Source organism: Azospirillum brasilense (assembly GCF_005222205.1).
Classification (GTDB): domain Bacteria; phylum Pseudomonadota; class Alphaproteobacteria; order Azospirillales; family Azospirillaceae; genus Azospirillum; species Azospirillum brasilense_G.
The window spans coordinates 406,016-418,873 of sequence record NZ_CP032345.1 but is presented as its reverse complement, the minus strand read 5'-3'; the positions used below and the strand labels follow the sequence as shown (position 1 = coordinate 418,873).

Below are 12,858 nucleotides of genomic sequence, written 5' to 3'. Positions count from 1 at the left end.
ATTTCGCGTCACCGCACTAGGATGCCGCTCCCGAACGGCGAGGATGATATGGACGACGGATTGAAGTGCCCGAAATGCAACTCCGAGCATGTCTATCAGGACGGCATGCTGTGGATCTGCCCCGAATGCGCCCATGAATGGAACCCGCAGGCCGAAGGTGGCGCGGGCACGGAGGCGGCGGATCAGGGAGTGCGGGACGCCAACGGGAACGCGCTGAGCGACGGCGACGCGGTGACGGTCATCAAGGATCTGAAGGTCAAAGGCTCGTCCCTGGTCGTCAAGGGCGGCACCAAGGTGAAGAACATCCGCTTGGTCGACGGGGCCGACGGCCACAACATCGCCTGCAAGATCGACGGCATCGGCGCGATGAACCTGAAGTCGGAATTCGTCAAGAAGGCGTGATGCCATCCGGCGTCCCCGAAAAGAGAAAACCCCTCGCCGGAGCGATCCGGCGAGGGGTTTTCCTTATGGGCCTTCGCCCGCGGGCAGAGGATTACATCATCCCCAGCGCGCGCGGCAGCCAGGTGGAGATGATCGGCACGTAGGTGATCAGCACCAGGAAGCCCAGCATCGCCAGCAGCCACGGCCAGACGGCCACGGTCAGCTCGGTGATGCCCATCTTGGTGATGCCCGACGCGACGTAGAGGTTCAGGCCCACCGGGGGGTGGCACATGCCGACCTCCATGTTCACGACCATCATGATGCCGAAATGCACGGGATCGATGCCCAGCTTGATGGCGACCGGGAACAGGATCGGCGCCATGATCAGCACGATGGAAGACGGCTCCATGAAGTTGCCGGCCATCAGCAGAAGGATGTTCGTCACCAGCAGGAAGGCGATCACGCCCAGTCCCTGGCCGACGATCCAGTCGGCGATGGCCTGCGGGATGTTCTCCGAGGTCAGCACGAACGAGAACAGCACCGCGTTCGTGATGATGTAGAGCAGCATGGCCGACATGCTGGCCGAGGACAGCAGCACCTTCGGCACGCCGCGCAACGGCATGTCCTTGTAGACGAAGACGGCGATGATGAAGGCGTAGACGGCGCTCATCGCCGCGGCCTCGGTCGGCGTGAAGATGCCGGAATAGATGCCGCCGATGACGATGACGATCAGCAGAAGGCCCCAGATCGCTTCACGCAGAGCCTTGAGCCGCTGGGCGAGGCTGGCCTTCGGCAGGCGTGGATAGCCGAACTTGCGGGCGCGGTACCAGGTGACGCCGCCCAGCACGAAGGCCAGCATCAGGCCGGGGATGACCCCCGCCATGAAGAGCTGGCCGACCGACGCGGCGTGCGGGCTGCCGCTGGTGGCGACCGAGTACATCACCATCACGATGGACGGCGGGATCAGGATGCCCAGCGCGCCCGAGGTGGTGATGACGCCGGCGCCGAACTGCTTCGGGAAGCCCTGGGCGACCATCGCCGGAAGCACGATGGAGCCGATGGCCACCACCGTCGCCGGGCTGGAGCCGGACACTGCCGCGAACAGGGCGCAGCCCATCACGCCGGCGAGGCCGAGGCCGCCGTGCCAGTGGCCGACCATCGCGGTGGCGAAGTTGATCATGCGCCGGGCCACGCCGCCGTGCGTCAGGAAGTTGCCGGCCAGGATGAAGAACGGGATCGCCATGATCTCGAACTTCTCGATGCCGGTGAACAGCTTCAGCGCCACGGCCTCGATCGGCACGTTGGTCATGGTGAAGAGGAAGGTCAGAACAGTCAGGCCGAGCGAGATCGAGATCGGCATGCCGGTGAGCATCAGAACCAGCAGAAGGCCGAAGATGATGGCGGCGTTCATCGGTCGTTCTCCTTCGGTCCCTTACCGGCAGCCGGGCCAGCCGGGCCGTTGCCGGGCTGGCGGCCCTCGTGATGGGCGATGTCGTGCGGGTGCAGGTTGTCGTCCATCTCGTACCAGTTGACGTCCTGCGCGGCGCGTTGCGGGTCGGTGGTGTCCTCTTCCAGACCCTCGACATGGCCGTGGTCGTGGTGCGGCAGCTCGCCGGTGCGCAGGAAGTTGACCATCACCTGAAGGAAGCGGAAGCACATCAGGTAGGAGCCGATCGGGATCGCCAGATAGATGATCCACATCGGCCATTCCAAGTCGGCCGACACCTGCTCGGTGTCCGACATGTGCCAGACGAAGGTGGAGCCCATCGTGCCGACCACGCCGGTGAACAGGGCGCCCGCCAGCAGGCCGAACACGATGAATTTCGACCGCATCGGGACGGACAGCTTGTTGATGAGCACGTCCACACCCACATGGATGCCCGTGCGGACGCCGTAGGCGGCGCCGAACTTCGCCATCCAGACGAACATGTAGATGCACAGCTCCTGCGCCCAGGCCAGATTCCAATGCAGGATGTAGTCCTGGATGACGGGGATGCCGGACGCATAACGGTGGACGACGGCAACGAAGATGATCGTCGTTGCCGCGGCCATCAGGAAGGCGATAAGAATCTCCTCCAGATGGTCTAGGATTTTCATGGGCATGGTGGCTCCGCGCGCAGGAGGAAGCGCCCGCGTCGAGTGAGCGGGCGCTTGCCGAAGGCTGTGCGTTGGTCTTGCTTGATTGGACCGGGCGGCAGTGCCGCCCGGTCAGACGCTCGTGATCACTCGCACTTGGCGGCGTCGGTCTCGGTCTTGATGCTCGCCAGCAGTTCCTTGCCGACGCGCGACGCCATGTCCTCGTGGACCGGCAGCATGGCCTGGCGCCACGACGCGCGCTCTTCCTTGGTCAGCTCGTAGAACTTGGTCTTGCCGGCGGCCTTCATCGCCTCCAGCGCCTTGTCATTCTCTTCCTGGGCGATGTTGTTGGCGTACTCGGTCGCCTCCTTCATCGCGCCGTCGAGCTGGGTGCGGACGTCGCCCGGCAGCCCGTCCCAGAACTTCTTGTTCACGATGACCGCGTAACCCAGATAGCCGTGGTCGGAGAGCGTGGCGTGGCTCTGCACCTCGTGCATCTTCTGGGTGTACATGTTGGACGGCGGGTTCTCGGTGCCGTCGACGACGCCGGTCTGCAGGGCCTGATAGACCTCGGAGAAGGCCATCACCTGCGGCAGGGCGCCGAGCGCGCGCATCTGCGCGTCCAGCACCTTCGACGACTGGATGCGCATCTTGAGGCCCTTGAAGTCCGCCGTGGCGTGCAGCGGCTTGTTGGCGCTCATGATCTTGAAGCCGTTGTCCCAATAGGCCAGACCGGTGATGCCCTTGTTCTCCAGCTTCTGGAACAGCTGCTTGCCGATCGGGCCGGTGGTGACCTTCACCAGGGCGGTCTTGCAGGGGAAGATGTAGGGCAGGTCGAAGATCTCGAATTCCTTGGCGCCCAGCGGCCCGAACTTGGCCAGCGACGGGGCCAGCATCTGCACAGCGCCGAGCTGCAGGGCCTCCAGCTCCTCCTTATCCTTGTAGAGCTGGCTGTTCGGATAGACCTCGACCTTCACCTTGCCGCCGGTGCGCTGCTCGGCCAGCTGCTTGAACTTCTCGGCGCCCTTGCCCTTCGGGGTCTCCGGAGCGACGACGTGGCTGAACTTGATGACGATCGGCTCCTGCGCGGTGGCGGCGGTGGCGGCCATCAGGCAGCCGGCGGCGACGGTGGCGCACAGCAGCGAAACGAACTTCATAGGGGTCATCCTCCACTTGTTGTTGGTCGGACTGATGGTCCGGCCTTTGATATTCTTTCATTGTTCGATAATTTCCCCCTCAACGCTATTGTGGAAATCCGTAGCTGTGAACGTGACATATTGGTTGCCGTGCCAACACCTCTCCCCCCCATGACCGGCGGTGCGGCCAGCGCCGCCCATGGCCTCGGCCAGCGCGGTCCGGTTCAGGCCATGCCCATCGTGGCGATGGCGCTGGTCGTTCTTCTGTTCGGCGTCTTCCTATGGGTGCTCCACCGCAGCGAGCGGGAGGAGGAGACTCTCACCCTCATCAAGGACGTGCTGTGGGTGGAGCAGAACCTGCATTTCCAGCTCACCTCCGACGAGGAGAAGCTGCAGTATCTCGCCGAATCGCTGGGGCGCGAGGACACCACACCGGTGAACTACCCGGTGATGGCGCGCCACATCGTGACGGTGAATCCGGCGATCCAGCGGGTGGTGCGGCTGGACGCGCAGGGCCGCCCTATGCGGTCGGAACCGCCGGTGGACGATGGGCCGGCGCTGGACGACGCCTTCGGCCCCAGCCCGCGCGCCGACGCCTTCCTGATCGCCCGCTCCTCGGGCCGCCGGGCCTATTCGGCGCCCTACCGGCTGGGGGCCGCGGACACCGCTTTCGAGATCGTCATCCCCATCTTCCGCGGGGACCAGTTCGCCGGCGCGCTCGCTGGCGTGCTGTCGATCGACGCCCTGCTGACCCATCACGTGCCCTGGTGGTTCGCCCAGCGCTACCAGCTGGAGGTTCTCGACCCCTACGGCGCGGTGCTGGGGACCAAGTCGCGCATCGCCATGCCGGAGCCGCGGCGCAGCCACGTCGTCCCCTTCGATCCGCCGGGGCATGGGTTGACCCTGGTTGCCACGCTGCACCAGCTGTCCGGCAACCTCGGGCGCAACATCCTGATCGCCGCCATCTTCGCGCTGACCGTTTCGGCCCTGTGGAGCCTGTGGGCGGTGCGCCGCCACATCGCGCGGCGCATCCGGGCGGAGGAGGCCCTGCGCGCCGAGCACGCCTTCCGCAAGGCGATGGAGGACAGCCTGACGGTGGGCATGCGCGCCCGCGACCTGGACGGGCGCATCATCTATGTGAATCCGGCCTTCTGCCGCATGGTCGGCTGGTCGGCGGAGGAGCTGGTGGGGGCCGGGCCGATCATGCCCTATTGGCTGCCCGAGGATCTCGCCCACACCGAGGAGGTCTTCCGCGCCGTCCTGGCCGGCAACGCGCCGGCCAACGGCTTCGAGCTGCGCTTCCGCCGGGCCAACGGCGAGCGGTTCGACGCGCTGATCTACGAGGCCCCGCTGATCGACGCCAAGGGGCGGCACACCGGCTGGATGGGGTCCGTCCTCGACATCACCGAGCGCAAGCGGGCGGAGGAGCTGGCCCGCCAGCAGCAGGAGCGGCTGCAGCAGACGGCGCGGCTCATCACCATGGGCAAGATGGCCTCGACCCTGGCGCATGAGCTGAACCAGCCGCTGTCGGCCATCGCCAGCTACTGCACGGGCTGTCTCAACCGCCTTCAGGCCGGCAGCATCCGGCCGGACGAGCTGGCGACGGCGCTGGAGAAGCTGTCCGGGCAGGCCAAGCGGGCCGGCCAGATCATCCGCCGGATCCACGACTTCGTGCGCAAGAGCGAACCGAACGTCGCCCCCTGCTGCCTGTCGGAGATGCTGGAGGATTGCGTGGCGCTGATGGAGGCCGATGCCCGCCAGCAGGGGGTGAAGCTGGTGCTGGAGGTGGGGAACGGCCTGCCGGCGGTGATGGCCGACCGCATCCTGCTGCAGCAGGTGGTGGTGAACCTCATGCGCAACGGCATCGAGGCGATGGCGGCGACGCGGCGCGACCGCCGCCGGCTGAGCGTGACGGTGCAGGCGCAGGACGGGGCCGTCCTGACGCGCATCCAGGACCGCGGTTGTGGCATTTCGCCCGAAAATGCGGAAAAACTGTTTTCTCCCTTCTTCACCACCAAGACCGAGGGCATGGGCATGGGCCTGAACATCTGCCGGTCCATCATCGAGCACCACCAGGGACGCCTGTGGTTCGAGCCCGCGCCGGACGGCGGCACCGTGTTCCTCTTCTCCCTGCCGGTCCTGTCCGCCCCGTCCTTGACCGGCGCGGTGGTGTCCCAGGACGAGAGACCGCAAGATGTGTGAGCCGAAGCTGCACATCGTCGACGACGACGAGGCGATCCGCGACGCCATGGGCTGGCTCTTCCAGTCGCGCAACGTGCCGGTGGCCTCCTGGCCGTCGGCGGAGGCGTTCCTCGCCGACTATGACCCCGCCATGGCCGGGTGCCTTCTGCTGGACATCCGCATGGAGGGGATGAGCGGGCTGGAGCTGTTCGACCGCCTGACCGCCATGGGCTGCCGGATGCCCGTGCTGTTCCTGACCGGCCATGGCGACGTGCCCATCGCGGTGTCGGCCTTGAAGAAGGGCGCCCGCGACTTCGTGGAGAAGCCCTTCAACGACAACGACCTCGTCGACCGGGTGATCGAGGCGCTGGCCTTCGACGCCGGGGAGCGGGCGCGGCAGGCCGGGCAGGCCGGGGTGGCCGCCCGGCTGGCGACCCTGACCCAGCGCGAACGGCAGGTGATGGGGCTGGTGGTGGCCGGCAAACTGAACAAGGTCATCGCCGACGAGCTGGGTATCAGCATGCGGACCGTCGAGGTTCACCGCGCCCATGTCTTCGAGAAGATGGGGGTCAAGACGGCGGTGGAACTCGCCCGCATTCTCGCGGCGGTGGGCTGAGCGCAGGGGGACGGACAACCGCAGGGCTTGACAGGAGGGCGGATGCGCGCGACCCATTGGGGTGGGAGGCGCGCCGCCTTTCCCGTTCCAGTCCCGACGCCATACCGTTTCCGCAAACGGTCGGAGAGTGCCTTGCGACTGCCCTCATCGACGCTTGGTCTTGGGCTCGCCGCCATCGCCCCTCTGCTGCTGTTCCTGGCGGTGGTGGTCTGGATTCTGGACCTCCGGCAGCAGGACGTGCTGGCGGCTGAACTGGCGGCGCAGGCACGCACCGTCATGGTCGCCATCGACCGGGAACTGGAAAGCAAGGCCCGGCCTCTGGAGCTGCTCGCCTCCTTGAGCCGCAAAACGGTGAACGACCTCGCTTTGTTGAAGTCCGAGGCGGCGGAGGCCGTGCGCAGCCAGCCGGGCTGGCTGGCGATGGGGCTGGTGACGGTGGAGGACATGTCCTTCCTGTTCCACACGCAGTACACGCTGGGCGCATCCCTGCCGCCGCCGCGCCTGGACGACGTCACCCGGCAGGTGGCCGCCACACGGAGGACGGTGGTCGGCGGTGTCCTCCCTCCCGGCGGGCCGCCGGGGCGCCCGGCGCTGATCGTCCGCGCGCCGGTCCTGGACCCGGATGACCCGGAGGGAACGCCGATCCGCCATGTGCTGTCACTGGCGGTCGGGCTGGACGGGCTCGACGCCGTGCTGCGCGGGTCCGGAATCCCCGCAGCCTGGACGGTGTCGGTCGTCGACCCCGCCATGGTCATCGCCGCGCGGTCCCACGACCCGGACCGGCATGTCGGCCAAAGGGTCAGGGATTCGATGGTGCCCCGGCTGACGGGGCAGAATCCGGGGTTGTTCTCGGGAACGACGCGCGAGGGGCACGCGGCGCTGGTTCTCGTTCACCGGTCGCAGCAGACCGGCTGGTCGATCATCGTGGCCGTCCCGTTCGAACAGATCAGCAGCCAGTTGAACCGGACGCGCACCACGATTCTGGCCGGCGCGGCGGGCGCCGGTCTGGCCACGCTGGTGCTGTCGCTGGTGGTGACGCGCCATGTCCGCCGCCGCCGCCACGCGGAACGCGAGGCCCGCATCGCCCGCGAGGCCATGCTGGCGGAGCAGCGCCGCCGGCTTGAGGCCGAGAAGGAGCACGCCGAGGCGGCCAACCTGGCCAAATCCGATTTCCTGGCCAACATGAGTCACGAACTGCGCACCCCGCTGAACGCGATCATCGGCTTCAGTGAGGCTCTGCTGTCCGGCCTGTTCGGCCCAAGCCCGCCGAAGCACCAGGATTACATCGCCAGCATCCACGCCTCCGGCCAGCATCTGCTGACGCTGGTCAACGATGTGCTGGACATGGCGAAGGTCGAGGCGGGGCGGCTGGAACTCTATCCGGAACCGGTGTCGGTCGCTGTTCTGCTCGGGGAATGCCTGGAGCTGATGGAGGCGCTGGCCGATCAGAAGGGGGTGCTGGTCGAGACGGCGCCCGTCGAGCCCGGTCTCACGGTGATGGCCGACGCCCTCCGGTTGAGGCAGGCCGTTCTGAATCTGCTGTCCAACGCCATCAAGTTCACGCCGGCGGGGGGACGCGTGCGAGCGGACGCGGCGCGCGACGAGTCGGGCTGTGTGGTGATGACCGTCGCCGATTCCGGCATCGGCATGTCGCCGGAGGACATCCAGATCGCGTTGGAGCCTTTCCGTCAGGTGAACGGCTACATGACCAAGGCCCATTCCGGCACCGGGCTGGGTCTGCCGCTCGCCAAGCGGTTCGTGGAGGCCCATGGCGGGCGGCTGGATCTGTGCAGCGCCCCTGGGGAAGGCACGGTGGTACGCATCATCCTTCCCGGTGCGCCGCCGGCCGCCCCGGCGACCGAGCCAAGTGCCGCTTCGTTGCTGAAGGCGGAGTAACCCGGCCCGGGGCGGCGGCCGTCGGTCAGGCCGCCACGCGCTTCAGGCGGGCTTCCATGCCGTCGAGGCCGTCGATCAACTCCGCCGCCGTCTGGTCGGCGATCGCCCGGGCGAAGGGCCAGGCGTCATCCGTCGCGATGCGCGCCGCCTCGACGCGGGCGGACAGACGGTTGTGCTGGCCGCGCAGGGCATCCAGCGTGCGCTCCAACACGTCCCGACTCATGCCTTCGTGACCCTCAAGGCCGAACCGCTCCACCTGCGACCGCAACCGGTCCAGCCGGTCGGCGGTCGCCTGGAGTATGGTACGGCATTTTGCGTCATGGGCGTGCCGGTTGCGGCGGCTCATCTCTTGCTCCTCCCTTTGGATCGCCCGGCGTTCTTCGGCCGGCTGTACGGCCGGCGTTCCAGATTGGCTCCGCGCACCGGAGTCCTGTTTTCAAATGCATGTGCGTTGCAAAAATTCATTGCTGCATCGCCAAAATAAGACAGCCACCTGGTTGCCTTTCATAGACACATGAAAAGCAATTCCAGTTCCTGTGGACTTGATTTTTTGTGTGTCCCGTTCAGACAGGAGCGTTCCGCGCCGCTCTGAATGCTTCGGATTTCTTGAATCCGGTTGGACTCTTTCTGCACGATCGGCTCTCCCCCGTCAAGCTGGTCAGGGGGATAAGTCTATGGCGATTTGTCGCAGCCGAAAGGGATGGTTCGTTTGGCGGAAAGTGAAGGAAAGCGGCGCGAAAAGGCGGCTCATTTCCAAATTAACGCGCGCGCTTTCGGGATTAAAACGGCGCTTGACGGTAACCGGGCGACAGTTGCTGTTTTTACGCCGTGCGGGACTGTGCGGCTTTTCAGCAGGAACTTGATGGAAACGGGAAGGGTGCGGCTCGTCACTCCGCCGCGACGCCGTAGGGGAAGCTGTCGGCGTTGGCCGGTTCCGGCAGCGGAACGGGGCGATGCGCAGCGCCATGGTTGGCGGCGGCTTGGCCGGGGCAGGCTTGGCACTGGTTGGCGCAGTGGCTTTGCACCATGTCCCGCATCATCGGCACGCATTTGCCGCACTGGACCTGACGCTCATAATGCCGGAAGACGGAGGCCGGGGTGCGGGCGCCGTTCTCCAGCGCCTTGGTAACCTGCTTGTCGTTCAGCGCGTGGCAGATGCAGACGTACATGGGCCCCCGGCAGCGGTGCGTGTTGTGCGGTCGTGCTGGGGCCAATGTGCTGCGACTGAGAATGATTGTCAATTGATCTGAATCATGACGGCCAAATTTGAGCGGATTGCGGCGGAATGTCACAGCCCCAGCGAATGGGGGATGCGGCTACCTCCGTGGTCGACGCCTTTCTTCGAGCGTTGGGAGGATGCGGTGCTGCGAACGGGGTGGCTGTTGATCGGCGGGGTCACGGTCCTTTGGGCTGGTGCGGCGGCGGCGGAGGTGGGCATGCGCGCGCTGGCCTTCACCGATCCGGCGGATGGCGGCACCGCACGCGCGGTGGTCTGGTATCCCACGGACGCGCCGGAAACGCCGGTGCGGCGCGGCCCCTTCACGTTCCAGGTGGCGGAGGGCGCGCCGGTGGCCGAGGGGCGCCACGCGCTGGTGATCCTGTCCCACGGGTCCGGGGGAAGCGCCTTCGGCCACGCGGACACCGCCATGGCGCTGGCCCGGCGGGGCTATGTGGTCGCGGCGGTCCATCACCGCGGCAACGCCTTCGACGACGACCGGGACGCCGGTACGGAACGGATGTGGCGGAAGCGCCCGGCCCAGCTTTCCGCAGCGCTCGATCACGTTCTGGCGGACCCGGATCTGGCCGGCCGGGTCGACGGCGACCGCATCGGCGCGCTTGGCTTCTCGGCCGGCGGTTACACGGTTCTGGTGGCCGCCGGCGGCGTGGCGGAGCTGGGGCGCATCGCCGACCATTGCCGGACCCCGCCGGCCGGCGAGCGCTTCTGCCATCTCGGGAACGAGGAGACGCAGGCCCGCGTCGCGACCCGCGACCCGCGCATCCGTGCCGCCGTCCTGACGGCGCCGGTCGGCGTCCCTTTTTCCAAGGATGGCCTCGCCGGGGTGACGATCCCCATCCGCCTCTACCGGGCGGAGCGGGACGAGCAGATCGCCGCCACCCAGGTCGAAGGGGTGCGCGACCGTCTGCCGACGCCGCCCGAGTATGAGGTGGTGCGCGATGCCGGTCACTTTTCCTTCCTGATGCCGGTGCCGGCCGCCATCGCGGCGGAGGTCGGGCCACCCGCTCAGGACCCGCCGGGCTTCGACCGTGCGGCCTTTCATGAGCGGCTCAACACGGAGATCGCCGATTTCTTCGACCGCGCTCTTGCAATCGGGCGTCAGGGGCGCTAGCCCCTCGGCATGAGCGACACATCCGACACTTCGTCCGCCCGTCCGGCCCCGGCGTACACCCCCCTGGGCCAGACCATCTATCTGGCGCCCGAAGGCTTCGTGCAGGATCTCGTGGCCGAGCTGGGCGACGTGGCGGCGGTGGAGGACCGGCTGGTCTTCGCCGACGGACCGGCGCGTCCGGCCGCCTGGGCGCAGAACATCTGGCACGACCCGGTGCGGATCGAATTCGCCTCGATCAAGGAGGGCGCACGGGCTCTGCGCTCCATCCAGCGCAACTGGGCGCTCTGGACGCTGCGCCACCACCGGCGGGCCAGCCTGATCCAGGAGAACCTGCCGCATGTCTCGGCCAAGCCGGTGGTCTTCCCGTCGCCGCTGCCGACGGCGCCGCTGGGCTCCTGGACGCTGCTGGACGAGACCACCATCGTCGCGGCGGCGCGCTGTTCCAGCCCCTACCGCCACGGCGAGGTCGCCTTCGTCGAGAACCGGACGGTGCCGCCCAACCGCGCCTATCTGAAGCTGTGGGAAGCGCTGACCCTGTTCGGCGAGCAGCCGGGGCCGGGCGACCGCTGCATCGACCTCGGCGCCTGCCCCGGCGGCTGGAGCTGGGTGCTGCATGAGTTGGGCGCCAGCGTGGTCAGCGTCGACAAGGCGCCGCTCGATCCGGCCATCGCCGCCCTCCCGCGCATCGAGTTCCGCCAGGAGAGCGCCTTCGGTCTGAAGCCGCAGGACGTCGGGCCGGTGGATTGGCTGTGCTGCGACGTGATCTGCTACCCCACGCGCCTGCTGCGTCTGGTGAACCAGTGGATGGAGAGCGGGCTGGCCAAGCGCTTCATCTGCACGCTGAAGTTCCAGGCCGAGACCGACCACGAGACGGCCCGCGCCTTTGCCGCGATCCCCGGCGGGCGGGTGCTGCACCTCCACCACAACAAGCACGAACTGACCTGGATGTGGCCGGCGGCTCCCGTCTGAGCCTCGTTACGCCCGGCGCAGGGCCAGCTCCAGCGCCGGCTTGAGGATCGAGGCGGCGCCGTAGCCGATCTCCACCACCTCCTCCGCGCGGTCGAACTCCAGGATGCCGATGTGGGCGAGGCGGGGGGCGATCAGCACGTCCGGCGGCTCGCCGGCGAGGCGGGAGCGGGTGATGCGGTCCTGCATGATGTCGATGGACCCGGCCATCACGTCCATCACGTTGGGCGGGACGTCGGAGGCCGGCGCGCGCGTCAGCTGGTCGGCGAGGAAGCGCGTGCGCGCCGCCGGCCGCCGCCCCATCCAGGAGGCGATCTGCGACGTCAGGGTGGAGAAGACCGGCGAGGTTGCGTCCCCCGCCGGGGCCATCGCCACCTCCGGCACGGGCTGGGTCTCCTGCATCCGGGCCTGCTGCATCTGGGACGCCTGCATCTGGGCCGGCTTGGCCTCCGCCGCCTTGCGCAGCTTGGCGGCGCCGCGACCCGATGGGCGGCTCAGCGGCGACAATTCGCTGTTCAGGTTGACCGCGATCACCACATCCGCGCCCAGCGCGCGGCAGAGCGACACCGGCACCGGGTTGACCAGCGCGCCGTCCACCAGCCAATGGTCGTCGCGCCGCACCGCCGGGAACAGGCCGGGCATGGCGGCCGAGGCCTGCACGGCGCTGAGCATCGGCCCCTCGCGCAGCCAGATCTCCCGCCCGGTGCTGAGGTCGGTGGCGACCGCGGCGAAGGGCTTGCGCAGCTGATCGATGGTGACTTCGGTGCGATGGTTGCGGAAGCGGTCGAAGGTGCGGTCGGCGGCCAGCAGCCCGCCGCGGCGGAAGGTCAGGTCGATGATGCCCAGCATGCCGAGCCAGCCCATGCTCTGCGCCCAGGCCTGCAACTCGTCGAGCTGGTCCGTCAGGTAGGCCGCGCCGACGACGGCGCCGATGGAGGTTCCGCAGATCACGTCGGGCTCGACCCCGATCTCCTCCAGCGCGCGCAGGACGCCGATGTGCGCCCAGCCGCGCGCCGCCCCGCTGCCCAGGGCCAGTCCGATCTTCAGTCCGCTCACCGCCAGCACCTCGTGTCTTGTGGGCTTGGTCAGGCTTGTCCGGCGCCGACGCGTCGATGGGTGTCCAAAGGGATTTGGGGCATCGGACCCTCGGCGGAAACCCTTCCATCCGGGGGACGCGGGACGCGCCCGGGGGCCTCCGCATGGGGGATGCCGAAAATTGTACCCGCTTTTGCCCTCTATTTGACTTGTATCAGTTTTT

The 12,858-nt window shown here is 67.7% G+C and carries 12 protein-coding genes; 6 read left to right on the top strand and 6 right to left on the bottom strand.

Annotated elements, in window-relative coordinates; translation table 11 throughout:
* Nucleotides 1-48 precede the first annotated feature (48 nt).
* On the top strand, nucleotides 49-402 hold the full coding sequence (locus D3869_RS02190) for a zinc ribbon domain-containing protein YjdM (RefSeq protein WP_137138773.1): 354 nt from the start codon (nucleotides 49-51) through the stop codon (nucleotides 400-402).
* A gap of 91 nt (nucleotides 403-493) precedes the next feature.
* On the opposite strand, the gene D3869_RS02185 is transcribed toward D3869_RS02190, so the two are convergent.
* The 3 genes from D3869_RS02185 to D3869_RS02175 all read right to left on the bottom strand — a co-directional run bounded on the left by D3869_RS02185 (nucleotide 494) and on the right by D3869_RS02175 (nucleotide 3,614).
* Nucleotides 494-1,792 (bottom strand): TRAP transporter large permease, encoded by a 1,299-nt coding sequence (locus tag D3869_RS02185; protein ID WP_137138772.1) that lies wholly within the window; start codon nucleotides 1,790-1,792, stop codon nucleotides 494-496.
* Complete coding sequence (locus D3869_RS02180; RefSeq protein WP_137138771.1) at nucleotides 1,789-2,484, bottom strand: TRAP transporter small permease; 696 nt, start codon at nucleotides 2,482-2,484, stop codon at nucleotides 1,789-1,791. The genes D3869_RS02185 and D3869_RS02180 overlap by 4 nt, the downstream gene beginning before the upstream one ends.
* A gap of 119 nt (nucleotides 2,485-2,603) precedes the next feature.
* A complete protein-coding gene (locus D3869_RS02175; protein ID WP_137138770.1) occupies nucleotides 2,604-3,614 on the bottom strand; it encodes a TRAP transporter substrate-binding protein in 1,011 nt (336 codons plus the stop codon).
* 150 nt (nucleotides 3,615-3,764) lie between these two features.
* Here D3869_RS02175 and D3869_RS02170 point away from each other — a divergent pair, with 150 nt between their 5' ends.
* The 3 genes from D3869_RS02170 to D3869_RS02160 all read left to right on the top strand — a co-directional run bounded on the left by D3869_RS02170 (nucleotide 3,765) and on the right by D3869_RS02160 (nucleotide 8,286).
* Nucleotides 3,765-5,795, top strand: coding sequence for a sensor histidine kinase (locus tag D3869_RS02170; RefSeq protein ID WP_137138769.1), 2,031 nt, complete (start codon nucleotides 3,765-3,767; stop codon nucleotides 5,793-5,795).
* Nucleotides 5,788-6,390, top strand: a complete 603-nt coding sequence (locus tag D3869_RS02165; protein WP_137138768.1) for a response regulator transcription factor — start codon at nucleotides 5,788-5,790, stop codon at nucleotides 6,388-6,390. The genes D3869_RS02170 and D3869_RS02165 overlap by 8 nt, the downstream gene beginning before the upstream one ends.
* 132 nt (nucleotides 6,391-6,522) lie before the next feature.
* Nucleotides 6,523-8,286, top strand: coding sequence for a sensor histidine kinase (locus D3869_RS02160; RefSeq protein WP_137138767.1), 1,764 nt, complete (start codon nucleotides 6,523-6,525; stop codon nucleotides 8,284-8,286).
* A 25-nt stretch (nucleotides 8,287-8,311) separates the two neighbouring features.
* Here the strand turns inward: D3869_RS02160 and D3869_RS02155 are convergent, their stop codons facing one another.
* Nucleotides 8,312-8,632 carry a hypothetical protein gene (locus D3869_RS02155; RefSeq protein ID WP_137138766.1) on the bottom strand — a complete coding sequence of 107 codons (321 nt, stop codon included), beginning with the start codon at nucleotides 8,630-8,632 and terminating at the stop codon, nucleotides 8,312-8,314.
* A 541-nt stretch (nucleotides 8,633-9,173) separates the two neighbouring features.
* Entirely contained in the window at nucleotides 9,174-9,455 is a 282-nt protein-coding gene (locus D3869_RS02150) for a (2Fe-2S)-binding protein (protein ID WP_137138765.1), read from the bottom strand.
* 192 nt (nucleotides 9,456-9,647) lie between these two features.
* Here D3869_RS02150 and D3869_RS02145 point away from each other — a divergent pair, with 192 nt between their 5' ends.
* Entirely contained in the window at nucleotides 9,648-10,634 is a 987-nt protein-coding gene (locus D3869_RS02145) for an alpha/beta hydrolase family protein (protein WP_175426382.1), read from the top strand.
* A 9-nt stretch (nucleotides 10,635-10,643) separates the two neighbouring features.
* Nucleotides 10,644-11,603 carry an SAM-dependent methyltransferase gene (locus tag D3869_RS02140; RefSeq protein ID WP_137138763.1) on the top strand — a complete coding sequence of 320 codons (960 nt, stop codon included), beginning with the start codon at nucleotides 10,644-10,646 and terminating at the stop codon, nucleotides 11,601-11,603.
* A 6-nt stretch (nucleotides 11,604-11,609) separates the two neighbouring features.
* Here D3869_RS02140 and D3869_RS02135 read toward each other — a convergent pair whose 3' ends face one another.
* Entirely contained in the window at nucleotides 11,610-12,665 is a 1,056-nt protein-coding gene (locus D3869_RS02135) for a patatin-like phospholipase family protein (RefSeq protein ID WP_137138762.1), read from the bottom strand.
* Nucleotides 12,666-12,858 lie beyond the last annotated feature (193 nt).